Here is a 21,475-nt window from a genome sequence, read left to right as displayed (position 1 = left end):
GCCCGGGGCGTTGCTCGGCGGTGGTGGCTGCCCGGCGTCCATGACTCTCTGCATGACACCCGCGACTCTTCGTGAGTCGCTGCTTCTCTCTCCTGGAGCATCGTTTCTCTTGAGGGGTACGACTTGCCGTCGCGACTTGCCGTCGCGCCGGACTGGCTCAGAGGCTGCGGAGATGACCTCGCCGCTGAGGTGTTCGTCCCTCGTCCCGCCGCGCGGCGTTGTCCTTGCCGTCGCTGCCGTCGCTGCCGTCGCTGGCCTCGTTGGGCGCGTCGGCCTCATTGACCTCGCTGTTTCCGGTGTCTTCGGTCGCGGCGTCGGGCTCGGATTTCGGCTCGGGGGTGCCGGCGTGTCCTTCGAGTACGGCCATGGCGCGTTCCAGCGTCTCACCGGTGACTTGCATCCGGATCCTGGCCAGTCGTTCCAACTCGGTACTCGACACCACGTCAGCGTACCTGTCGCGGCTTCAAACCTGCTCACAGCTCAAGAATCTGTGTGCAGAGGGGAGTTGATGGTCGTGGCACCTTCCACTTGGTCGGTCGCGAACTGCTGGATCTATCGGACCCACCGGACTCGCCACTACGGGGAGCCGGCGAGCGCGTGGGCGACGGCGGCTTCGGCATGCAGCCGTGTGGTCGGAAATACCGGGACCGGGCTGTGCTCCGGTTTGATGAGCAGCTCGATCTCGGTGCAGCCCAGCACGATGCCCTCGGCCCCGGCGGTGACGAGGTCCCTGATGATGGCCATAAATGACTGCCGGGACTCTTCACGGACGATGCCCTGGCACAGCTCCTCGTAGATCGTGCGATGGACGATGCTTCGTCCGACGGCATCCGGGACCCGTACCTCCAGCCCATGACTTTCGAGCCGGTTGCGGTAGAAATCCTGCTCCATGGTGAAGGCGGTGCCCAGCAGCCCGATACGGCGCAGGCCGCTGTCACGTACGGCATCCGCGGTGGTGTCGGCGAGGTGTAGTAGCGGGACGGTGACGGCGGCGGCCACCTGGCCGGCGACCTTGTGCATGGTGTTGGTGCAGAGCAGCAGTATGTCGGCGCCGGCTGCTTCCAGCGCCCTGGCGGCTTCGGCGAGTACCTCGGCTGCCTTCTCCCAGCGTCCTTCGGTCTGTAGTCGTTCGATCTCCGCGAAGTCCACGGAGTAGAGCACACAGCGCGAGGAGTGCAGGCCGCCCAGACGCTCCCGCGTCAATTCGTTGAGCAGCCGGTAGTACTCCGCCGTCGACTCCCAGCTCATGCCTCCGAGCAGCCCGATCGTCTTCATGCGGGCACTATGGCACGGGGCCGGAGCCGAAGCCGGGGCTGTGCTGGGGCCGCTATGCCATGTCCCGCTCCCGGTTGTGCCCGCTCGGTCCGGCTATGGCTGGAAGGTCCGCCGGACGTGGCCGAAGAGGGCCGGCTGGACGGCGGTAGCGGACCCGGTAGTCGATGGGGTGAAGAAATGGATGGCAGGCGGTTGACCGCGGATCACTGCACCAGGAGTGCGTCGGGGCGAGGCGGGTCTGAAGGATGCCTCGACGACGTCCTGCCGCCGCGGGGGTCTGACAACGGTCCGGCGTCAAGGTTGGTGGGCGCGGTGGCCCTCACCGGCGCGGGCGCCGGTGAATCGGTGAATCGATGCATTGGTATGGACATGTTCAAGAGGCGCACCATAGCCTGGAGTTGGTCTAGACCGCGGGCCGGATCGCCGCCCCTGATGGATGCACTCGTAGCCGCCCCTACCGCAGTTGCCCGTGGCCGTGCCGCCTGATCGACCTGCGCTCCAACGCCGTTAGCGCCGTGCTCCCGCTCCGTACGTACAGCAGGTGCTGCGACTACCCGTAACGCCGCTCCAAGTGCCGGTACTTGCACGCCCGTTGCTCCACCCGCCCGGCCTCCCCCCCGTAACGCGTCGCCCCATCGAGTTCGGCGGCGCGCCACCCCCCACACACTGCGGGCCCTCCCCACCCGAGGCGCACCGCGTGAAGGAGACACCGCTATGCGATCACGTATTGCCGCCCTGCTGAGCGCCGCCACCGTCACCCTGGGCGTGGCACTCGCCGTACCGACGTCGACCGCGGTCGCCACGGTGCGCTGCTCCGGTTGTGCAGTGGATCCGGCGCGCGCTGATACGCGAGCCGAGGGGTTCGTCGTCAGCGAGGCGCAGTTCAACCAGATGTTCCCGAACCGGAATTCGTTCTACACCTACAGCGGTCTGACGGCGGCACTCAGCGCGTATCCCGAGTTTGCGAACACCGGGAGCGACACCGTGCGGCGCCAGGAGGCCGCGGCCTTCCTCGCGAACGTCAGCCATGAGACCGGTGGCCTGGTGTATGTGGTGGAGCAGAACACCGCGAACTATCCCCACTACTGCGACGCCACTCAACCGTATGGGTGCCCGGCAGGTCAGGCCGCGTACTACGGGCGGGGGCCGCTGCAGCTCAGCTGGAACTTCAACTACAAGGCGGCGGGCGACGCGCTCGGCATCGATCTGCTGCACAACCCCTCTCTGGTGGAGCAGGACGCCGCCGTCGCCTGGAAGACCGCCCTCTGGTACTGGAACACGCAAACCGGACCGGGCACCATGACGCCGCACCAAGCGATGGTCACTGGCGCCGGATTCGGTGAGACCATCCGCAGCATCAACGGCTCGCTCGAATGCAACGGCGGCAACCCCGGCCAGGTGCAGAGCCGGATCAACAGCTATCAGAGCTTTGTGCAGATCCTGGGGACCGCACCTGGCGGCAACTTGAGCTGCTGACACCGTGTGCGGGCGGAACGGAGCGGTCGAGGAACGAGCCGACGGTCCGGGCGAACTGTACGGGGTCGTCGAGCCATGGGTAGTGGCCGCCACCTGCCTGGACGCATAGTTCGGCGCCGGGGAGCAGCTGCGCCGTGGCAGCGGCAACGTGGGGACGCGGACCGCCGTCCAGTTCGCCGGCCAGCACCAGCACCGGCGCACTCAGGGAGGCGAGCGCGGAGCGAGTGGCGGCAGGGTCGAAAGCGCCGGCAGCCGCATAGATCTCTGCCGCCTCCTCGTTGGTCTGCTCCACTTCGGATGCGGCGTGCGCCTGCGCGGCCGCGTCCCAACGGCCGTAGAAGAACGGGGCGCCGGCGTCCCACTCGGCGTCGGTCGCGGTGCCGGCCCAGATGGCTTGATAGGCCTGGTGTGCGGAGTCGAACCACGGCTCGGCCGCGCGCAGGGCGGCCGCCTCCATGCGGTGCTCATGGGTGTAGTCGAGACCGAGGGCGCGGGCCCGGGAAGTGACCAGGGTGAGCGTCCGTAGGTGCTCGGGATGTCGGGCCGCGTAGAGGAGGGCGAGATCGCCGGCCGCAGAGTGAGCGAGCACGTCGATACGGTCCCTGCCGAGGTGCCGGCGCAGCGCTTCGACATCGGCGACCTGCCGGTCGCAGCGGTAGCCGGCCGGGTCCGCGGGGACGCCGGAGTCACCGGTGCCCCGCAGATCGAGCAGGACCAACTGCCGGTGTGCAGACAGTCCACCGAGGTCACCGAGGTAGGCGGAGGCGCGCATGGGACCGCCGGGCAGACAGAGGAGCGGCTCGCCCTCACCCATGACATGAAAGGCGAGCTCGGTCCCGTCGAGTGCGGAGAAGGCAGGCATGGCGTCATCCTCATGACTGCTGGACGATCGCGGCAAGGGGGTTACGTCCATTGCGAGGCGCGGGGTACCCGGAGGCGGTCACTTCGGTGCCCCCCGCCACCCCGCACCAGCGCCCCCGCCATCAGCAGCGCGCGTGGGCCGTGATGTCCGCATCGAATTCGTCGAGCATCGCCGGTGTGACCGTGGGCCGGCACCGGGCGAGGGCGGCGAGGTAGTCCTCGGTGCTTGCCCCGAGCCGCCCACGCGCCCCCGCGCCCACGCCGATCGCCTCCAGGTCCCGTTCGAAGGAAGCCTGCGCGGCCACCCGGGCGGCGTGCTCGATATCGGCCGGGGTGAACAGCTCGCTGGCCGCCACCAGCGCCGCGATGTCCACATCGGCCCGGCCGTCCGTGTACCGGGACCAGATCGCCGACCGCGCCGCCGGGTCCGGCGTGCCGATCGGGATCACGTAGTCGAACCGGCCGGGGCGCAGGAACGCCGGGTCGAGCGAGCGAAGGGAATTGGTCGCGCACACCAGCAGCCGCTCGTCCCGCTCGCGGAATCCCGGTATCAGCTTGAGCAGCTCATTGGTCACGCCGTGCAGCCCGCCCGGCTGCGCGGGTTCGCCGCGGACCGGGGCGATCTCCTCGACCTCGTCGATGAAGACCAGAACCCGCTCCAGTTCCGAGATCCGGGCGAAGGCGCTGCGCAGGGCCGCCGCCAGATTTCCCCCATCGGCCAGCCGGGACGGAAGCAGCTCGACGAACGGCCAGCCGAGGCGGGCGGCGATGCCCCGGGCGAAGGTGGTCTTCCCGGTGCCCGGCGGGCCGAAGAGGGCGATCGCCCGCGGCGGCCGTACGCCGTGCCGGGCAGCTCGCTCCGGCTCCGCCAGCGGCAGCACGACCCGTCGCTCGATGAGATCCTTCTCCGCTTCCATGCCGGCCACCTTGGCCCACAGGTCGGCGGGCAGAAACCGCCCGCCGAGGTCCTCCAGGAGGCCGGCCGCGGGCCCGTGATGCGGCTCCACCTTCTCGAAGTAGGCCACCGCGGGCTGCCGGGTGTAGCCCGCATTGAGCAGTCCCTCCCCGAGGAGGTCTTCCTCCGGGAGCACATAGGCGATCCGGCTCACCCGGGCGGCGATCAGCCGCCGCTCCAGCTCCACCAGCAGCGCACTCGCCAGCCCCCGGCCGCGCCAGGACGAGGAGATCGCGATCCGCATCACCCAGCCCCGCTCACCCGCCACACACGCGAGCGCCGCCCCGATGGGAGCGCCCTGGTGGACGGCCACCACGGCGGGCTGCCGAGAGGTCAGCGCACTGATGCACTCCGCGAGGGAGAAGACGGACTCCTGGCCGAGGCCGGCCGTGGAGTCGATCAGATGGACCACCTCGGCGAGATCGCTCTCGCGGTAGTCGTGGATGAGCCAGTTCACCGGTACCGCCCCTCATTGGTGATGGTGATGGTGGTGTGGTGGCAGTGAGGCTAGGGGCGGCGGGGGAGCGGGGCCTGCTCCACCGTGCACAATCTGGGGCGCGGACCGCTACGGTCCGTACGTAGCCAGATCCGTCGCGGCTGCGATCGAGCCGGAGTGCCGGTGGCTCGCCCCTCCGGGCGCCGACCGCCGGGAATCCGCTGGCCGGGCCGGCCCGGCCGATGACATGCTGTCCGGCGTGAACGGTCCTGAGATCCCCTTCGTCTTCGCCCCTGAGCTGCACCTTTTCGTGGGGGCGGCGCACTCCACCGCCGCCGGTGCGCCCGTGGTGACCGACGGTTCCTCGACGCTCGGCCATGTCGTCGAATCGCTCGGCGTCCCGCTCACCGAGGTCGGCCGGCTGGTCGTGAACGGCGCCGAGGTTCCCGTATCCCATGTCCCGCGGGCGGGCGAGAGCGTCGAGGTGTACGCCGTCGAGCGCCCCCAGCGGATCCCCGGGGCGCCGCTGCGGTTCCTGCTCGACGTTCACCTCGGCACCCTGGCGCGCAGGCTGCGGCTGCTCGGCGTCGACGCTGCGTACACGAATGAGGACCCCGGCGACGCCGCACTGGCGGCGCTCTCGGCGAAGGAGCAACGCGTCCTGCTCTCCCGGGACCGGGGGCTGCTGCGACGGCGGGAGATCTGGGCGGGCGCGTTCATCTACAGCGACCGGCCCGATGACCAACTCCGGGACGTACTGGACCGGTTCGCGCCCGAGCTCGCACCCTGGACGCGTTGCACCGCATGCAACGGCCCGCTCACGGACGCCGACAAGGACTCGGTCCGTGAGCACCTTGAACACGGCACCCAGCGGACGTACGACGTCTTCGCCCAGTGCACGGCATGCGGGCGCGTCTACTGGCGAGGGGCGCACCACTCCCGGCTGGAAGCGATCGTCGAAAAGGCCCTCCGGGACAGTGCCACCTGAGCCGGCGCGACCTTCCATCGATGTTTCATGTGAAACACAGGACCGCCTGTCGGAGCGGCTCTTCGGGTGTATGAATCGCTCCATCCGAGTGAGCGTGGCCGGCCTTTCGTGTACCCGTGGCCCGGTCACCATCCCGGCATCACCCGGCACGGACGGCAGAGGAGACGGCCGCCGGCCTTGCCGACGCGCGCCTGTGTGTCGAGTCCGACGGCATCGTCCAGCGGTTCATCGAGTGCCCGCCGAATCGTGTTCCCGCCGAGAGGAGAGGCGCATCCGTCCTCGCGTGAAGAGGACGGGGATGGATGCGCCTCCCGTTGAATGCATGACGAGGACCTGGGTCGCCATCGTCTGCCGAACGGCGCGCCCGTGGAGGGGTGTTACGCCATCACGCTGCGGAATTGCCCTTCGTGTCATTGCTGTGCCCGCGGTGCGTCCTCGCCGGCCGGGTCGCCGGCCCCACCACGCGACAGCCCCGCCGGCGCCCCACCACGCGACAGCCCCGCCGCGTACCCCGGAACTGACGGAGCCTCCTGCGAAGCCGCCCGCCCCGAGCCGTCGCAGGGCCATCGGGGGCGTCGGTGCGTCACGGGCGACCCCGCTCGCGACGCTCGTTCCGTACCGAATGACTCCGCTCTGACGGGCCGTCGAGCCCCTTTAGCCCACTCGTTACGCGACACGCCGACGACGCGCGCCGTCCAACGGGTGAATCCGCAGCCTTCCGCCACCCGAAGAGCCCAGGGGGTACCTCGAATGCGACGTTCTCCGGTGGTGCGAGGCCGCAATCCGGCTGACGGTGATCACGTCGCCACTGCGATCCGATGAGCCGACAAAGAGTCAGCCTTCGCAGTCGCGCCGAAAGGAACATGTCCCCATGCGCACTGCTCGCACCCTGTTCGCTTCAGCCGCCATTACGGCGGTGCTCGCAATCTCTGCCCCTGCTGCGAACGCCATGATCACGGAGGACATTGCCGCGGACAGTGGTTCTTCCTCCAGCAACCACGACCACGACCGGAACGGCGACCGCGACCGCGGCCGGGGCGACCGTGACCGCGACCGCGGCCGCGGCGACCGCGACCGTGACCACTGCCGTGACGGCCGCGGCGGCGACCGTGACCGCGGCCGTGGCGGCGACCGTGACCGGGACCGTGGCCGTGACGGCCGCGGCGACCGTGACCGGGACCGTGGCCGCGATGGCCGCGACGGCCGGGACCGTGACCGGGACCGTGGCCGCGGCGACCGTGACCGCGACCGCGGCCGCGACGGCCGCTGTGACCGCATGCCCAGCGGTGGCGTGCACACCGGTGGTGGCGCCATGGCCAAGGTCATCGTCGCTGACTGGGACCAGGGCAGCGGCTACGGCGACGACCACGGCCGCGGCGGCCGCGACGGTGGCCGTGACGGTGGCCGTGACGGTGGCCGTGACGGCGGCCGTGGTCGCGGCGGCGACCATGACCACGGCCGCGGTGGCTACGGCGACCGTGACCGCGACCACGGACGTGGTGGCTACGGCGACCACGACGGTGGCTACGGCGACCATCAGCGGCCGCACGGTGGCATCCACACCGGTGGCGGTGGCATGGCGACCGGTGGCGGTCTGGCTGCCGGCTCCGTGCTGATGCTGGGTGGTCTCGGCGCCGGCGCCTACATGCTGCGCCGTCGCAACACCTCGGGCGCCTCTGCGGCCTGATTCGGCTGCTCCGTTACGGAGGCCGCTCTGCTGTCGCGGCCACCGCTCCTCGTGGACGGTGGCCGCGGCGCTTTCGTTACCGCCGTTGCACAGCCCTCGCCGCCGTCCCGTTCATGAAAGGCTCCGTCACATGACCGCCCCGCAGTCGCCCCAGCCGAATTCCCGTCCACCCCGGATCGCCTCCGCGTCCCGCCCCGTCGGCCGCGGCCTGCTGTGGTCTGCGGGCACGTTTCTGCTGGGTTCTCTCCTCGTCTACAACTCCGTGGACACCTCGGCAGACCCCAAGCCGCTGTCCCGCCCCGCCGTGGCCTCCTCCGCCACGCCGGGAAGCCGTACGGCCGCCTCCCCGCGGGTCCCTGATCTGGCCCTGCCCCGTTCCGCGCCGAAGCGGGTGTCGATTCCGGACATCGCCGTCGACGCGCCCTTCACCACGCTGACCCTCGGTCCGACCGGCCAGCTCAATGCGCCGCCCGGGAATGACAGAAACCTCGTCGGCTGGTTCAAGGACGGTGCGTCACCGGGTGAGCGCGGCTCCGCGATCATCGCCGGTCACGTGGACACCAAGACCGGACCGGCGGTGTTCCTGCAACTCGAGTCGCTCAAGCAGGGCGCCTCGATCAACATCACTCGCGAGGACGGTGTCGTCGCGACCTTCAAGGTCGACTCCGTGGAGACCTTCAGCAAGGCGAACTTCCCCAACGACCGGGTCTACGCCGACGCTTCCACCGCGCAGCTCCGCGTGATCACCTGCGGCGGCGCCTATGACAGGAAGGTCAAGGACTACGTCGACAACATTGTGGTGTTCGCCCACCTCGCCTCGTACCGACGTGCCTGAGCGGGCTCTCCTCGCACTCCGGAGACCACCCGGGCACCGCACGGCAGGCCCAGGCCGACCTCGTCGTCGGCCTGGGCTTCGTCATGGCCACTGCCGGGAGGGGCGCTGCCGTGCTCGGTGACCGGGCCCTAGCCCCGGACCCGGACGCTCCCGTCCCAGCGCCAACCCGTGCGGCGGGGGTGGCCCGGCAGTACGGCGCGCCCGGTGGCCCACAGTAGGGTCGCCCACGGATCGTGGCCCTCCGGGACGTCGGGGAACAGCCGGGCGAGTACCCGCAGGCACAGCTCCGCGGGCGGGTTCCATTCGAGGCCCAGCCCCTGTGCCAGATCGTAGGTGTGCACCAGGGTCTCTACGGTGCCCATCGCGGCGAAGCCCTCGGGGTCCGACACACCGAAAACATGGTGCGCCCGCACCTGCGGCGACGCCGTCCGCACCATGGCCACCAGCAGCGCTCCGGTCGCCTCCAGCACCTGCAGCAGCCCGGCGGGCCCCGCCGCACGGTCGGCGTGCACGGCATTGGCGGGCCCACCGGCTCGCCGGCTCTCCCACACGAAGGGCACATTGCCCTCCAACGGCGGTTTCCTGGGGCCCAGTTGGACGGCATAGGCGAAGAGGTCGTCGCTGAGGTGCTCGACCGTCTCCCAGCAGTCCCATTCCAGCGCACCGGCCTTGCCGTCCCAGGCGGTCGGGGGCGCCTCGCGCAGTGCCGCCACGGCGAGCTGTACGGCACGGTCCAGGGCGTCCGCGGGGCCGGCGGACGGCCGCGGAGCTCGGGCTTCGGTTGCTCGGGACATGGTGGGACCGTACCGCGGGGCTGGAGAACGGGTGGAGCCGGGCCTGCTGGTGCCGTCGCATGGTTTCTGACGGTCTATCGTGAGCACATGTCCGCCCCTGAACTGATCCGTATCGTCTCGCGCGATTCGCCCATGGCTCTGGCCCAGGTGGAGCGCGTCCGCGCCGAACTCGGTGCGCTGCACCCCGGCATCGCCACGGAGGTCATCCCGGTCAAGACGACCGGCGACCGCTGGATGGGCGCGCTCTCCCAGGTCGAGGGGAAGGGTGCGTTCACCAAGGAGGTGGACGCCGCCCTGCTGGCCGGCGACGCGGACCTCGCGGTGCACTGCGTCAAGGACATCCCGGGTGACCGCCCGCTGCCGGCCGGTACGACGTTCGCCGCCTTCCTGGAGCGCGATGACGTCCGTGACGCGCTGATCCACCCCGGCGGGCTCACCCTCGACGAGCTGCCCGACGGCACCCGGATCGGTACCTCCTCGGTCCGCCGGATCGCCCAGCTCGCGGCCTCCCATCCGCATCTGAGGTGTGTGCCGATGCGCGGCAACGCCAACCGCCGCATGGAGAAGCTCGCGGCCGGGGAGGCAGACGCCCTGCTGCTGGCCGTCTCCGGTCTCGAACGCATCGGCCGTACGGATGTGATCACCCAGATCCTGTCGGTGGACGAGCTGTGTCCGCCCGTCGGAGCGGGTGTCCTGGCCCTCCAGTGCCGCCAGGACGACACCGAGACCATCGACGCCGTCAGCGGTCTCGGCCACCCCCGCACGTTCCAGGAGACCACCGCCGAACGCATGCTGCTGCACGTCCTGCAGGGCCACTGCAACAGCCCGATCGCCGGCTACGCCAAGACCGACCGCCGCGGCGAACTGTCCCTGCGCGCCTGTGTCTTCACCCCGGACGGCAAGACGGTCCTCAACGCACACGAATGGGCCGGCCCGCTCACCCCCGAGACGCTCGGTACGTCCGTGGCCGTCGCCCTGCTGCGTCAGGGCGCCCGCGAGCTGATCGACGGCATCGCGCACTGAAGGCCGACGTGCACGGCTGCTCGTGCACGGCTGCCTCGTCGGCACGGCTTCCGTCGTGCCCGAGGGCAGCGGCGAGACCGAGGGCGATCAGCCCGGTCCGTCGATGAGGTCGACCCGGAACGTCAGTAGCTGGGTACCGACCGCACGTACGGCAGCACTGTTGAGGCGCGGCAAGGTCTTGAGCCGGGCACGGGCATCGTCGTGCGGAACGGGGTGCGCCGTGCCGGCATACCACCGCCCCTTGATCCGGACCCGGACCTGCGGATGCGCCCGGATGTTCCGCACGTACTGCGACCTGTCGCCGTACTCCGAGACGAACCAGAACTCACGCCCGGTGCGGCGGCCACCGATCGGAGTCCGCCGGGGCAGTCCGGACTTGCGCCCCTTCGTCTCCAGCAGGGTCTGGCGCGGCAGCCGGGAGAGGAGGGGGTTGCCGATCCTCCTCTGGAACGAGGTGACGGCCCGATACTTGATCTCTTGGTAGCGCGACATGGTGGCTGGCCTCCCGTTCCTGCGGACACCTTTCATGATCCCCCGTCAGGCGGGACGTGTCTCCTCGGGGCCGTCCGGCTGCGTGGCCGTGCCGCGCGGGCTGTCGCTCCGCCATGGCACGACAACGACCTGCTCGTCGTCCTCGTAAATGATCTTTCCGGGGTCGGCGGACTCCACCCGTTCGCAGGCCACGTCATGTGCGGCGAGAAGCTCCAAGTAGCCGTCCACCCGCTCGATGAGCCGCACGGCGGAGGTCTTGAACCATGCCACCGCCCCGGGGTTCAGGTCGCGGTCGTAGACGGTGGGATCGACGTGGGTGGGGTTGGTGTAGTGGGCGTCGTACCAGTCGTTCCCGGCGCGCCAGAAGCGGTACTGCTCCTCGCTCAGCCTGCCGTCCCGCGCCAGGCCGTTGGCGAGGGCGAAGATTCCGGGGAAGTGGCCCCGGGGGCTGCGACGGGTCCCCTGAAACCTTACGTACAGCGTCTCACCCATGAGACCCCCCTCACTCACGAGATGCCCTCTGACCTACGAGACCGACTCCGGTGGCTCCCGATGACTCTCACGGTTCGCGGCATGGACTCATCTTCACCGAAGAAGCCCTGATGGGGCATGGTTCTCGCCAATCCGTGCGCACCTGGGGCTCGAAGACGGGAAGGGGATGCATCGGGGCACTCAGCCGGCCACTGTTATCTGCTTCACTTGCCGTACCGGCTGGACCCGCCATGGCGCCGCCATACCCGCTCTGTGCAGGGACGATGCCTGTCATCGCCACCGGTCTCAGGGGCCGAGCTGATCTTTGCGTGCTCGCCGCGGTCATGACACGATGTCCAGCGCCGCACGGGGGAGCGGCGCATGTGGGGAAACCTCCCTTTGCGCACCGCATATTCACCGTGGTGCTCCCTTGTTCTCAGGGCGGCAAGAACCTACCGAGCCGCAGCCGAAGAATCACAAGGGAATGGGATTACCGAGATGACTACTTCCACGCACCCCGCCAGCCACACCCCTATCTACGAAGAGCTCGTCGAGGAGCACGGCGATATTCTCGCCGAAGCCCGTGCGGCCGCGGAGCATTCGCAGCTGACGGCGTCCCAGGCACTGGACTGGAGCGATCTCCGCCGTCGCGAGTGACGCCTCGCCCGCCCTCCGTTGCCGGCTGCTGCCTGGGGCCTGTCCGATGGGTCAAGGTCGGAAAGGCCCTAGCCATTTCCGGGGAAGGCATCCAAGAGCCGCGTCGGAGCCGCTTGCTTCCATGAGTCCACGAGGATGTCTCGCAGTTCGTCCATGTCTTCCAGCGCGGACAGCCGTACCCGCACCCAATGGGAACCGGCCTCGTGGGGCGGCACCCAGAACTTTTCCGGTTCCGCCGCGATCAATTCCTGCCGCTCATGAATGGGGCATCGCACGGCGACCGATGTCTCGTCGTCGGGGACGGTGAGGAACATCTTCCCGGCGACCCGGAAGGTGGGCATCTCCCAGGCTTCTTTCTCCACCGTCTCGGGCAGGGAAAGGGCGATACGGCGGACATCAGCGGAATCGATCACGCCACCACTTTAGGCGGCGGCACCATTCATGGGCAGCTCTCGGTGGGGCCGTTCATCGGGACGCCCATGAGGGAGTGCGCGGCGCGGCGGGTTCGGACCGGCGCGCCGGACGGCCCTGCGGAGGGCCCCGGCCGCTACGGCCTAGGGAGGGCCCCGAGCTTACGGCCTGCGCAGCAGGGTGATCCCGTCCTCCTCCGCCAGCTGGACGTAGCCGTGCGCGCGATAGAGACGCAGCATGTGCTGGGTCTGCGCCACCGGGCAGGGGGTCTTGACGGTCGGATCGTGACGGTCCGATACCACCCAGCGTGGGGGATCGGCCGGGAGGGCGGTCGGTGCCGCGGGATCGGAGCCGGTGCCGAAGCAGACCAGGCTGACGGTGGTGCGTCCCGTCAGCATCGGGGCCAGCCGGTTCGACGAGGCGACCGTGTCACCGTCGGGGATGCGCGCCAGCAGCCGCTCCGCCGTACGGACATGGGCCGGGGTGCGCCATGCCCAGGGGAGCACCAGGTCGTGGAGCGGGTACACCGCCGCGGTGACCGCGGTGAAAGCGGCGGAGAAGGTGAGGAGCCTGCGGCGCCGGGGAGGCGGCACCAGATCCGTCCGACGGTGGAGTACATCGACGAAACCGGCGAACACCAGGGGCATCAGAATCGCGTTGTAGTGGAAATTCGGCTGCCAGTAGTGCTCGTTGCCGGCCAGCAGTCGCCAGGCGAGCGTGGGCACACACAGCAGTGTCAGGGGCGAGCGCAGGCCGACGAATGCGGTGGGCGCGGCGAGCATGAACAGCAGCAGCCATTTCATGGGCGGCCAGAACAGATGCAGCCCGAGAGCCGCGACACCGACGGCACTGCCGGCCGAAGAGGCCTCTCCCGGCATCTGATGCCAGTAGTCGAAACCGCCGCGGGGATTCATGGCAGGCAGCAGAACGAGAATTTCGACCGCCGTCCCCGCTGCACCGATGCATACGACGGCCAGGCCGAGCAGAAGCGGGGAGCCCCGCCGCGTCGTTTCCTGCGTACGGCGTTCGCGCAGTCCCTGCCAGGCGATATAGCCACCGATGGCGGCGAGCGTGAGTCCGAGGTCTTCCTTCACCAAGAGGAGCGGCAGCGCCCAGGCTGCCGCTGCCCGCCAACGCCGGTGCCCGAGCGCGGTCACACTGAAAGCGAGCAGGGGCACCGCGAAGCAGATTTCGTGGAAGTCCTTGGTGACTCCCGTGACCAGGCCCCAGGAGGCGCCCAGTCCGCAGCCCACGGCCAGACCGGTGACCGGTCCGACGGCGCGGTGCGCCCAGCGGGTGAGGGGATAGCAGGCCGACGCCATCAGGGCGGCCTGCACCACGAGCAGCGTGACCGAGCTGGGGAAGAGCCGGTACAGCGGGGCGACGAGCACCAGGATGGGATGGAAGTGATCGCCGAGAAGATTGAAGTCCGGGCCCTTGAGTTCCACGATCGGGGCCTGACCGTGCGCATAGGCGCGGATGGCCTGCTCGAATATCCCCAGGTCGTAACCGGCGTTGAGCATGCGATCGTTCCGCAGCAGCGCCACCAGGGTGTAGACAGCAAAAAACACCGCGGTCACGGTCCAGCCCATTGCCCGTGGGCCGGGCAGACGTCTTCCGAGTGCGGTGCCGAAGTCCGAGAGTTTCCGGTCCGAGGATATTCGCTCGGCCCACGGGCCCCTGAGCCGCTCCACCGTCTCCACCATCGCACCCACCGTCATCGACTCGGAAAAGAACGCGGTGTGCTCGCCCCGGCGGAGCGACATAGTGAGGTGAACCAGGTCCGTCCGGACGGCGGTACGACCGCCGGAACGCACCGCACGTGAGTGTAACCCCGCGTCCCACCGGGCCAGTTCGACGAGGTAGGGAAAGGGAGCGGGGAATTGCGGCGGAAAGACTGGAGAGGGTCTGGAGAGGGCGGAGGAGACGGGGCGGTTGGTGGTGGTGGGCCGTGCCGATTCGGCTCAGGTGGTGGAGTGCGGGCCTCTGTCCCGGATCAGATTCTCGACGTGGTCGAAGCGCGCATGCAGGGTGTGCAGCTCCGAGCGGAGTGCCTCCGCGTCCTCGCGTGCATGGCTTCCCACGGTCTTTCCCAGACGGACCAGGTCCTGCTCCGCGCGGCCGACGAACCAGGTCGCCAGGGCAGCCGTGATGACACCGAAGGCCGTAATGGCGCTGAGCATCAGCAGGGAAGCGATGATGCGGCCCCACAACGTGACCGGATAGAAATCCCCATAGCCCACGGTCGTGGCCGTCTCGATCGACCACCACAATCCCGTGGGAAAGGACGTGATATTGGCGTGCGGCGCGCCGGATTCGGCAACCACGACCAGAGCGGCGCCCCCGAGCAGCACCGCGGTCATGACCAGCGTGACCCAGAGCGCCGCCTGTGCATGAAGCCGGCGCCACGCCTCATTACCGAAGAGGCGATTCAGTACGGACAAGAGAAACGACGGCACCAACGGGCGTCACCTTCCACTGCGGCCTGGTGGAAACCGGCTTTCGGCCATCGCTGACATTAACAGGAGCCGTCTTCATACCCGGATATGTCGCTTTCGGTTCCCGTGTTGGTCAGGAACCGCGCTCACTTCGTTTCACGGCTTTGCCGGGGAGTGGCAGGCGGATCGCCGCGCACGGCGTGCACATAAAGCGCCAGCGCGTCGACCGTGAAGTACGAGCTGTACGAGACATCCGGGAAGTCACCACCGGTGTGGTAGCCGCCGATGACACCGATCAGGGCGTATCCGCTGAAGTCCCGTACCAGGAAGGGGCCGCCGGACGTGCCGCCGATATAGCCCGCGCAGGCAATTTCCAGGAAGTCGCCGGGGGCGGCCGGGTCCGTGCTGGTGTACCGGTGGGTGGAGGAGTTGCAGTCCAGTGGTTTGGGGTGGGTGGTGTCGCTGTTTCCGGGATAGCCGATGAGGCGCACGTTCCGGTGGTCGTACCCCGGGTACGGGAGGAGGTCGAAGCCGCCGGTGACGTCCTGGACCTCGGCGCCGTCCTCCCGTGCCGTGAGCCGCACGACGGCATAGTCCCAGCGGGCTCCGCCGTTCGTGCCGAGGTCGTAGTACCGCTGGTCGAGGTAGATGCGGTCGACCGGGTAGATCCCGTGCGGCTTCAGCCCGTCGTGATACTGCGGCACGAACGACAGATGGCGCTTCGGGTCGGGCGAGCGCAGACAGTGTGCGGCACTGACTACGAGGTCGCGGTGCGGACTGCGGACGACGGTTCCGCCGCAGAACCGGCCGGTGTTGCTCCCGTCCGTCCAGAAGAAGGTCCCCACCTGGGGGAGGCCGTCGAACGGGTGGCTCGGCGGGGGCGGGTCCGCCGCCGGGCGCGCGGCCCCTGACGTCCGGGTGACGACGGCCGGTTGAGCCGCCCTCATCCGCTGGGCCGTCCAGTAGGTGTCGTCGGCAGCAGCGGGTCCGGGGCCGCCCGCCCTACCCGCCGCGTGCGCAGGCGTTCCGGGCGGGAGGGCGAGCGACAGTCCGAGAAGCAGGGTGGTGAGCAGCGGGGCGAAGCGGCCGCGTACAGCAATCGGTCTGCTCATGGTCCGAGTCCTCCAGAGGGCACGGCGTACGGCACGAGGGACGTGCGCGAGCGGGCGTGCCATGGTCCTACGGCGGGGAGGCGCCTGGCGAGAGACGGGGCCGGACTACGTGCGGTGAGGTGCCGAGTGCCGAGTGCCGATTGTGGTCAGTGCGACGGGAGATGCCGGGCGAAGAAGGAGTGCACCTCGCTGCGCACCATGCGCACCGACACCGCCGGATCGATCGCGCCGACCAGGGAGTTCCGCCCGGCTGCCGTCATCAGCCCGGCGGCCTGCAACTGGGGGGCGAAGACGGCGTAGTCGGTGAACACCCCGTGTGTGGCATTGCCGAGCTGCCGTCGGCGGGTGTGACCCCTCGGATGGGCGAGCATCGCCGACCAGGATGGCTCCAGCGCCTGCTTTTCGGGGAATCCCTCGGTGCCCACGAGGAGCAGCGGCCGGTCCACTCCGTAGTGGGCGACCGGGAGGAGCTTCCCTTCCTGGCCCGGCTTCTCCGGCGCGTAGTCCAGGAAGCCCTCCAGGTCGATCGCCGCGCTGATCCGCCGGTCCTCGTACATGGTCTGGGCCGCGGTGGTGCCGCCGGCCGAGTGACCGTACATGCCGACCCGCCGCAGATCCAGTGCGCGACCGAGGGCCTCCGGCAACGGGCGCCCCAGTGCGTCGGGGTTCCGGCCGGCTGCCAGCACCGCCAGCTGGTCCAGCACGAACCGGGTGTCCGCGATCCGGGTGCCGACCACGGTGCGGAACATCTTCGGGTCCGTCCGGGGGTTGCCCCGGAACACGGTGCAGCGGACCCGCTTTCTTCCCGTCCTCGCGTTTGGGAACTCGACCTCGCTGCCATCGCCGGGGTGGTCGATGGTCACCACCACGTAGCCGCGGCTCGCCAGCTCCTCGGCGAGCCCGGTGCCCAGGGTCCGCGGGTCACCCCCTCCCGGGCTGTACAGCAGCACCGGTCGTCGTACGGGCTGTGCGGGCGCTCCCGTGTGCGCGTGGGTGCGGGTGGCCGCCCAGTTCACCCCGGTCGTCGGCAACTCCCGGTGGAAGAGCGGGTCGATGTGGGGGAGAGCCGCGGCGGCGCCCGCGGTCATCTGCGCCGCGATCGGACGGCCGCGGACGGTGCGGGCCGGATAGAACACCGAGACCATGACCTCCCGCACGGGGAGGGGCTCCCATGGATCGTGCCGGGAGCGGTCGACCAGATACAGCGTGGTGACCCCGATGCGGTGCGGGCCGCTCGGCGCCGGCAGTCGCAGGGTGACGTCGTCCGTGGTGTGTGCGGGCCCTGTCGCCTTCGCGGACTGTGCGCGGGCGAAGCCACCGCCGATGAGCAGGAGAGCGGCCGCTGCGGCCGTCGAGGTGACGGTTCGTCGGCCCACCTCGGCCACGCCCGTGCTCCCCGGGACGACAGCGTGGCCCCGCTCAACTGCCGAGGCGCGGCTTGCCTGTTCACGATTGCTCGCCTTGCCTGATTTCGTGCGGAACATGACTCTCCCCTTGTGTCCGTGACGTCGTACTCGTGGTGCCTGTGACGTCGTACTTGCGCCGTGCGGCGGCCCCCTGAGTGAATGACGGAAGGGGGCATGACCTGGAGGTTGGCATGCGGCGGGGAGGCCGACCATCGTTTAGGCCCTGCCCTGAACGCTGGCGCAGTGCCGCGAGGGGGAGTAGTGATCCGGATCCATTTCACGGCGGCCGACTTCGCCCAGGTCCGGTTCGCCCCCCGGCCGGCTCCGTTGCTGGAGCTGAATGCGGCCCTGATGAAGATGACCCTTCCGGATGACGAGGTGCTCTTCGGCCGCTGGCGACGGCGGCTGCTCCGGTCCTTGCCGCCCGCCGTCCTGCCCCTCAAGGATGTGGTTCCCGGGACGGTGCCACCCCTCTTCCTCGACATCTTCGACGGCACACTGACGGAGGGGTGGGAGACCATGCGGGCCACCCCACCGGACGTGGTCCGCGCCGAGCTCCGGCGGGCCTACGCCGGGCAGCCGTCCCCGGCTCCGTCCTGGATCCGCGCGCTCTACCGGGGCGAGGGCGGAGCCTGGGAACCCCTACGGCGAGCCCAGCACGCGGCCTTCGAGACGGCACTGCGTCCCGTGTGGCCGCTGGTGCAGGACCTGCACCGGACGGAGTTCACCCGCCATGCGCTGGCCGTGGCCGAGCACGGTATCGGCGCCGCGCTCACCACACTCGTTCCCGGCACCCGACTGCACCGGGACGTCTGGGAGTTGGCGGCGCCCGTCGAGCGGGACATCAGGCTGGGCGGGCGCGGCGTGGTCCTGATGCCCACCTTCCACTGGACCGACCACCCCCTCCTCTCCGACCTGCCCGACCGCCCCGTGACCGTGACCTATCCGGCCGGCCCGGGGCTGCCGCTCCCGGCGGACGAGGCGGAAGGGGCGGACCAGGCGCTCGCCGCCGTGCTCGGGCGGACCCGCGTCGAGATGCTGCTTCTGCTCGCCGAGGAACACACCACCAGTGGCCTCGCCCGGCGGCTGGCCGTCAGCAATGCCACCGCTTCCGCCCACGCCACTGCGCTGCGCGGGGCCGGTCTGATCACCACGGTCCGCGCGGGCCGGTCGGTCCTGCACCGGAGGACCGCCTTGGGGAGCCTGCTGGTGCAGCGCCACAGCGGAGGGCGGAGCGCGTACGACTGACCGTGCGCGACGACCCATCACTCACCGTATCTCTTGCGCAGCTGCGGTCGATGCCGATGCCGATGGCGCAGCCCGCGAGCGGCAGGCGCTGCCGATACCGGTGGCGAAGCCCATGCACGGCGGGCGCCGCCGAACGCCCCCCGTATCCACCCGGCACCCGCTCGCTCGCCGTCCGCAACCGCCGGGAGGTAACCTGAATCCACTGGTTGATCCACTGTGATCCGCTGTTTCTGCTCCTCAGTGCCGGGGGAGGTCAGATGACCGCCGGTGTGAGTCTCCGCCCCAGCAAGGCCGACGCACTGCGCTATACGCCCATCGCCGAACACGGTCTGATCGGCGATATGCGGACCGCTGCGCTCGTCGGCACCAACGGCACCATCGACTGGTATTGCTGTGCTCGATTCGATGCACCCAGTGTTTTCGCCGCGATCCTGGACGCCGACCGTGGCGGGGCCTTCGAGCTGGCCCCGGACGTGCCCGCGCGGACGAAGCAGTTCTACTTCCCCGACACCAATATCCTGATCACGCGATTCTTCGCGGACAACGGTGTGGGTGAGGTCCAGGATTTCATGCCGATCGTCGATGACTCCCGTGAGGCGGACCGGCACCGGCTGATCCGGCGGGTGCTGTGCGTCCGCGGATCGCTGCCGTTCAGCGCCCGGGTCGCGCCCCGCTTCGATTACGGGCGCAGTGCCCACACCGTGCAGGCCCGGCAGGGCCAGACGGTGTTCGACTCCCCGAGTCTCTCCCTTGCGCTGACGTCCAGCGTTCCGGTCGAGATCGACGGGCCGGACGCGCGTTCCTCGTTCACGCTGAGCGAGGGGGACACCGCGGTGTTCGCGCTCGACCGGATCGGTGACGGCGTGGAGCTGCGAGCCTGCCCGCTCATGGAGGCGGAGGAACTGTTCGGCGCCACGGTGCACTATTGGCGCCGCTGGCTGTCGAAGTCCCGCTACCGGGGACGCTGGCGGGAGATGGTGCACCGCTCCGCGCTCACCCTCAAGCTCCTCACGTACGCGCCGACCGGCGCCATTGTGGCCGCTCCCACGACCAGCCTGCCCGAACAGGTCGGCGGCGAGCGCAATTGGGACTACCGCTATGCGTGGGTGCGCGACGCCGCCTTCTGCATCTACGCACTGCTCAGACTGGGCTTCACCGACGAGGCCAAATCCTTTGTGCACTTCCTGTCCGAGAACATCTCCCCCCGAGGCGGCCCCGACGCCCCATTGCAGATCATGTACGGCATCGACGGTCGCAGCGATCTGCCGGAGAGCGAACTCCGCCATCTGGAGGGCCATTTGGGCTCGTTCCCCGTACGGATCGGCAACAGCGCCGTCAACCAGCTGCAGCTGGATATCTACGGGGCCCTTATCGATTCCCTCTACCTCTACGACAAATGGGGAGAGCCGCTGTCCAGCGAGCACTGGGACACCGTCGGCACTCTGGTCAACTGGGTCTGTGACAACTGGGACCAGCCGGACGAAGGCATCTGGGAGACCCGCGGCAAAATCCAGAACTTCCTCTACTCGCAGCTGATGTGCTGGGTCGCCATCGAACGCGCGATACGGATCGCCACCCACCGGGGCCTGCCCGCGGACATGCTCCGCTGGGCACAGGCCCGCGACGCGATCTACCGGCGCATCATGGAGCGTGGCTGGTCGCCCGAGCGGAAGGCGTTTGTGCAGCACGAGGGCGACGATGTCCTCGACGCCTCGGTGCTGATGATGCCGCTGGCCAAGTTCATCTCTCCCACGGATCCGAAATGGCTCTCCACTCTGGACGCCTTGGGCGAGGAACTGGTCTCCGATTCCCTCGTCTACCGCTACGACCCACGCAACAGTCCGGACGGGCTGCGGGGCGAGGAAGGCACCTTCTCGATCTGCTCGTTCTGGTACGTCGAAGCGCTCTCCCGCGCCGGCCGGGTCGACGAGGCCCGCCTCGCCTTCGAGAAGATGCTCACCTACGGCAATCACCTCGGGCTGTACGCCGAGGAAATCGGCCACACCGGCGAACAGATCGGCAACTTCCCGCAGGCCTTTACCCATTTGGCCCTCATCAGCGCCGCCTTCAATCTCGACCGTGCCCTGGGCTGATGCGTCAGGCGAGGAAACCTCCCGCCCACGCCACCAGGGCAACGGCACCGTCCAGCACGGCTAGCACGACACCGGCGACGGACACCATCGCCAGCAGCTCGGCCACGCTGTCACGCCATGACCTGACGGTGCGCCGCTGATCCTTCGGGGAGTTGAAGGCCTGGAACAGGCAGAAGGCCAGCACGCTCAGGGCCAGGCCCAGCTTCCAGATCAAGGACAGCGCCGGCCCCAGACCGGTGGCCTGGTACGTCGCCGCGTCCGCGCTTCGGCGCATGGCGATGGCCGCGCCGTCCGCGTAATCGTCATCGGCGTCGTCCAGTTGCTGAGGAGACACCTCGGCGGGGTCGTCGTCCGCGGTGAAGGTGCCGTTGCACACGTACCGGGACTTGCGGCGACTGTCGTCCGCGTCGTAGCAGTGCGCCACCTTGTAGCTGCCCGGGGTGCCGGAGAGGCCGGTGGCAAGCGCCAGGTCCCCGGTGAACGTGACGCCCCAGAAGGCCGCCTCGACGGCCACGAAGAGACCGAGCGCCCAACCGAGGATCCGCCAGGTGCGCTTGCGCTCCGGCTGCCGTGTCGCCCGGCCCTTGGTGCGCTCCGTGCTCTTACGCTGTGCGGTCTGCTTCTGCTCGTGCATGTGCTGCTGGCGCTCCGTCGTCCTCTGGGTGGGGCCCGGCGCCCCCGGTCATGATCGCAGTGCTGGGGCCGCGACCCATGTCCGGGCGGCCGATCTGGCCGGGTTCGCGTCGGGCGGTGGGGGGTGAGCGTGCGTCCTCGCCCCCGTCCTGCCGACATCCGGTGAACGCACCGCCTGCTGCAG

At 69.5% G+C, this 21,475-nt stretch carries 21 protein-coding genes; 7 read left to right on the top strand and 14 right to left on the bottom strand.

What is annotated here, in order from left to right; all coding sequences use genetic code 11:
* Positions 1-157: 157 nt before the first annotated feature.
* Entirely contained in the window at positions 158-439 is a 282-nt protein-coding gene (locus tag BKA18_RS01990; RefSeq protein WP_366043844.1) for a hypothetical protein, read from the bottom strand.
* A 137-nt stretch (positions 440-576) separates the two neighbouring features.
* Entirely contained in the window at positions 577-1,275 is a 699-nt protein-coding gene (locus BKA18_RS01985) for an aspartate/glutamate racemase family protein (protein ID WP_366043842.1), read from the bottom strand.
* 714 nt (positions 1,276-1,989) lie between these two features.
* Between BKA18_RS01985 and BKA18_RS01980 the strand changes: the two genes are divergently transcribed.
* Positions 1,990-2,751 carry a chitinase gene (locus BKA18_RS01980; protein ID WP_366043840.1) on the top strand — a complete coding sequence of 254 codons (762 nt, stop codon included), beginning with the start codon at positions 1,990-1,992 and terminating at the stop codon, positions 2,749-2,751.
* Here BKA18_RS01980 and BKA18_RS01975 read toward each other — a convergent pair.
* Both BKA18_RS01975 and BKA18_RS01970 read right to left on the bottom strand, forming a co-directional pair.
* Positions 2,687-3,613, bottom strand: coding sequence for an alpha/beta fold hydrolase (locus BKA18_RS01975; RefSeq protein ID WP_366043839.1), 927 nt, complete (start codon positions 3,611-3,613; stop codon positions 2,687-2,689). The two genes, BKA18_RS01980 and BKA18_RS01975, sit on opposite strands and share 65 nt — an antisense overlap.
* Before the next feature lie 121 nt (positions 3,614-3,734).
* Positions 3,735-5,024, bottom strand: coding sequence for an ATP-binding protein (locus BKA18_RS01970; RefSeq protein WP_366043838.1), 1,290 nt, complete (start codon positions 5,022-5,024; stop codon positions 3,735-3,737).
* Between the two features lie 238 nt (positions 5,025-5,262).
* Here BKA18_RS01970 and BKA18_RS01965 point away from each other — a divergent pair, with 238 nt between their 5' ends.
* On the top strand, positions 5,263-5,991 hold the full coding sequence (locus BKA18_RS01965; RefSeq protein ID WP_235445214.1) for a Mut7-C ubiquitin/RNAse domain-containing protein: 729 nt from the start codon (positions 5,263-5,265) through the stop codon (positions 5,989-5,991).
* Between the two features lie 898 nt (positions 5,992-6,889).
* On the opposite strand, the gene BKA18_RS01960 is transcribed toward BKA18_RS01965, so the two are convergent.
* Complete coding sequence (locus BKA18_RS01960; protein ID WP_366043837.1) at positions 6,890-7,552, bottom strand: hypothetical protein; 663 nt, start codon at positions 7,550-7,552, stop codon at positions 6,890-6,892.
* 256 nt (positions 7,553-7,808) lie between these two features.
* On the opposite strand from BKA18_RS01960, the gene BKA18_RS01955 reads away from it, so the two are divergent.
* The gene (locus tag BKA18_RS01955; protein ID WP_006606912.1) at positions 7,809-8,513 is read left to right on the top strand and encodes a class F sortase; all 705 of its coding nucleotides are present in this window, start codon (positions 7,809-7,811) and stop codon (positions 8,511-8,513) included.
* 128 nt (positions 8,514-8,641) lie between these two features.
* Here BKA18_RS01955 and BKA18_RS01950 read toward each other — a convergent pair whose 3' ends face one another.
* On the bottom strand, positions 8,642-9,307 hold the full coding sequence (locus BKA18_RS01950) for a maleylpyruvate isomerase mycothiol-dependent enzyme family protein (protein ID WP_366043836.1): 666 nt from the start codon (positions 9,305-9,307) through the stop codon (positions 8,642-8,644).
* Positions 9,308-9,394: 87 nt separating this feature from the next.
* Here BKA18_RS01950 and hemC point away from each other — a divergent pair, with 87 nt between their 5' ends.
* Positions 9,395-10,330: a hydroxymethylbilane synthase gene (hemC, locus tag BKA18_RS01945; protein ID WP_366043835.1), complete on the top strand. Its 936-nt coding sequence runs from the start codon at positions 9,395-9,397 to the stop codon at positions 10,328-10,330.
* A gap of 87 nt (positions 10,331-10,417) precedes the next feature.
* On the opposite strand, the gene BKA18_RS01940 is transcribed toward hemC, so the two are convergent.
* Both BKA18_RS01940 and BKA18_RS01935 read right to left on the bottom strand, forming a co-directional pair.
* On the bottom strand, positions 10,418-10,822 hold the full coding sequence (locus BKA18_RS01940; protein WP_366043834.1) for a nitroreductase/quinone reductase family protein: 405 nt from the start codon (positions 10,820-10,822) through the stop codon (positions 10,418-10,420).
* 45 nt (positions 10,823-10,867) lie between these two features.
* Positions 10,868-11,314 (bottom strand): hypothetical protein, encoded by a 447-nt coding sequence (locus BKA18_RS01935; RefSeq protein ID WP_366043833.1) that lies wholly within the window; start codon positions 11,312-11,314, stop codon positions 10,868-10,870.
* Between the two features lie 477 nt (positions 11,315-11,791).
* On the opposite strand from BKA18_RS01935, the gene BKA18_RS01930 reads away from it, so the two are divergent.
* The gene (locus tag BKA18_RS01930; RefSeq protein ID WP_006606916.1) at positions 11,792-11,950 is read left to right on the top strand and encodes a hypothetical protein; all 159 of its coding nucleotides are present in this window, start codon (positions 11,792-11,794) and stop codon (positions 11,948-11,950) included.
* A 68-nt stretch (positions 11,951-12,018) separates the two neighbouring features.
* Here the strand turns inward: BKA18_RS01930 and BKA18_RS01925 are convergent, their stop codons facing one another.
* From BKA18_RS01925 to BKA18_RS01905, 5 genes are all read right to left on the bottom strand, one after another.
* Entirely contained in the window at positions 12,019-12,363 is a 345-nt protein-coding gene (locus tag BKA18_RS01925; protein ID WP_006606917.1) for an MmcQ/YjbR family DNA-binding protein, read from the bottom strand.
* A 159-nt stretch (positions 12,364-12,522) separates the two neighbouring features.
* Positions 12,523-14,127: a DUF2079 domain-containing protein gene (locus BKA18_RS01920; protein ID WP_429638112.1), complete on the bottom strand. Its 1,605-nt coding sequence runs from the start codon at positions 14,125-14,127 to the stop codon at positions 12,523-12,525.
* Positions 14,128-14,325: 198 nt separating this feature from the next.
* A complete protein-coding gene (locus BKA18_RS01915) occupies positions 14,326-14,823 on the bottom strand; it encodes a potassium channel family protein (RefSeq protein WP_393115943.1) in 498 nt (165 codons plus the stop codon).
* Between the two features lie 122 nt (positions 14,824-14,945).
* On the bottom strand, positions 14,946-15,911 hold the full coding sequence (locus BKA18_RS01910; protein WP_366043829.1) for a trypsin-like serine peptidase: 966 nt from the start codon (positions 15,909-15,911) through the stop codon (positions 14,946-14,948).
* Between the two features lie 146 nt (positions 15,912-16,057).
* Entirely contained in the window at positions 16,058-17,296 is a 1,239-nt protein-coding gene (locus BKA18_RS01905; RefSeq protein WP_366043827.1) for an alpha/beta hydrolase family protein, read from the bottom strand.
* Between the two features lie 282 nt (positions 17,297-17,578).
* Here BKA18_RS01905 and BKA18_RS01900 point away from each other — a divergent pair, with 282 nt between their 5' ends.
* Together BKA18_RS01900 and BKA18_RS01895 are read left to right on the top strand one after the other, a co-directional pair.
* Positions 17,579-18,565 carry an ArsR/SmtB family transcription factor gene (locus BKA18_RS01900; RefSeq protein ID WP_366043826.1) on the top strand — a complete coding sequence of 329 codons (987 nt, stop codon included), beginning with the start codon at positions 17,579-17,581 and terminating at the stop codon, positions 18,563-18,565.
* Between the two features lie 257 nt (positions 18,566-18,822).
* Positions 18,823-20,658: a glycoside hydrolase family 15 protein gene (locus BKA18_RS01895; protein ID WP_366043825.1), complete on the top strand. Its 1,836-nt coding sequence runs from the start codon at positions 18,823-18,825 to the stop codon at positions 20,656-20,658.
* A gap of 4 nt (positions 20,659-20,662) precedes the next feature.
* Here the strand turns inward: BKA18_RS01895 and BKA18_RS01890 are convergent, their stop codons facing one another.
* Positions 20,663-21,292 (bottom strand): hypothetical protein, encoded by a 630-nt coding sequence (locus BKA18_RS01890; RefSeq protein WP_366043824.1) that lies wholly within the window; start codon positions 21,290-21,292, stop codon positions 20,663-20,665.
* Positions 21,293-21,475: the final 183 nt, after the last annotated feature.

Origin of the sequence: Streptomyces auratus, from assembly GCF_050433025.1 — a bacterium.
GTDB classification, from domain to species: Bacteria; Actinomycetota; Actinomycetes; order Streptomycetales; family Streptomycetaceae; genus Streptomyces; species Streptomyces sioyaensis.
Note: the sequence above shows the minus strand (reverse complement) of the source record. Positions and strands in the feature narration are given on the sequence as shown.

Coding starts and splice junctions, on each gene's coding strand:
- BKA18_RS01985 (WP_366043842.1), bottom strand. CDS start 1,275: ATGAAGACGATCGGGCTGCTCGGAGGCATGAGCTGGGAGTCGACGGCG.
- BKA18_RS01980 (WP_366043840.1), top strand. CDS start 1,990: ATGCGATCACGTATTGCCGCCCTGCTGAGCGCCGCCACCGTCACCCTG.
- BKA18_RS01975 (WP_366043839.1), bottom strand. CDS start 3,613: ATGCCTGCCTTCTCCGCACTCGACGGGACCGAGCTCGCCTTTCATGTC.
- BKA18_RS01955 (WP_006606912.1), top strand. CDS start 7,809: ATGACCGCCCCGCAGTCGCCCCAGCCGAATTCCCGTCCACCCCGGATC.
- BKA18_RS01950 (WP_366043836.1), bottom strand. CDS start 9,307: ATGTCCCGAGCAACCGAAGCCCGAGCTCCGCGGCCGTCCGCCGGCCCC.
- hemC (WP_366043835.1), top strand. CDS start 9,395: ATGTCCGCCCCTGAACTGATCCGTATCGTCTCGCGCGATTCGCCCATG.
- BKA18_RS01940 (WP_366043834.1), bottom strand. CDS start 10,822: ATGTCGCGCTACCAAGAGATCAAGTATCGGGCCGTCACCTCGTTCCAG.
- BKA18_RS01935 (WP_366043833.1), bottom strand. CDS start 11,314: ATGGGTGAGACGCTGTACGTAAGGTTTCAGGGGACCCGTCGCAGCCCC.
- BKA18_RS01930 (WP_006606916.1), top strand. CDS start 11,792: ATGACTACTTCCACGCACCCCGCCAGCCACACCCCTATCTACGAAGAG.
- BKA18_RS01920 (WP_429638112.1), bottom strand. CDS start 14,127: ATGTCGCTCCGCCGGGGCGAGCACACCGCGTTCTTTTCCGAGTCGATG.
- BKA18_RS01910 (WP_366043829.1), bottom strand. CDS start 15,911: ATGAGCAGACCGATTGCTGTACGCGGCCGCTTCGCCCCGCTGCTCACC.
- BKA18_RS01895 (WP_366043825.1), top strand. CDS start 18,823: ATGACCGCCGGTGTGAGTCTCCGCCCCAGCAAGGCCGACGCACTGCGC.
- BKA18_RS01890 (WP_366043824.1), bottom strand. CDS start 21,292: ATGCACGAGCAGAAGCAGACCGCACAGCGTAAGAGCACGGAGCGCACC.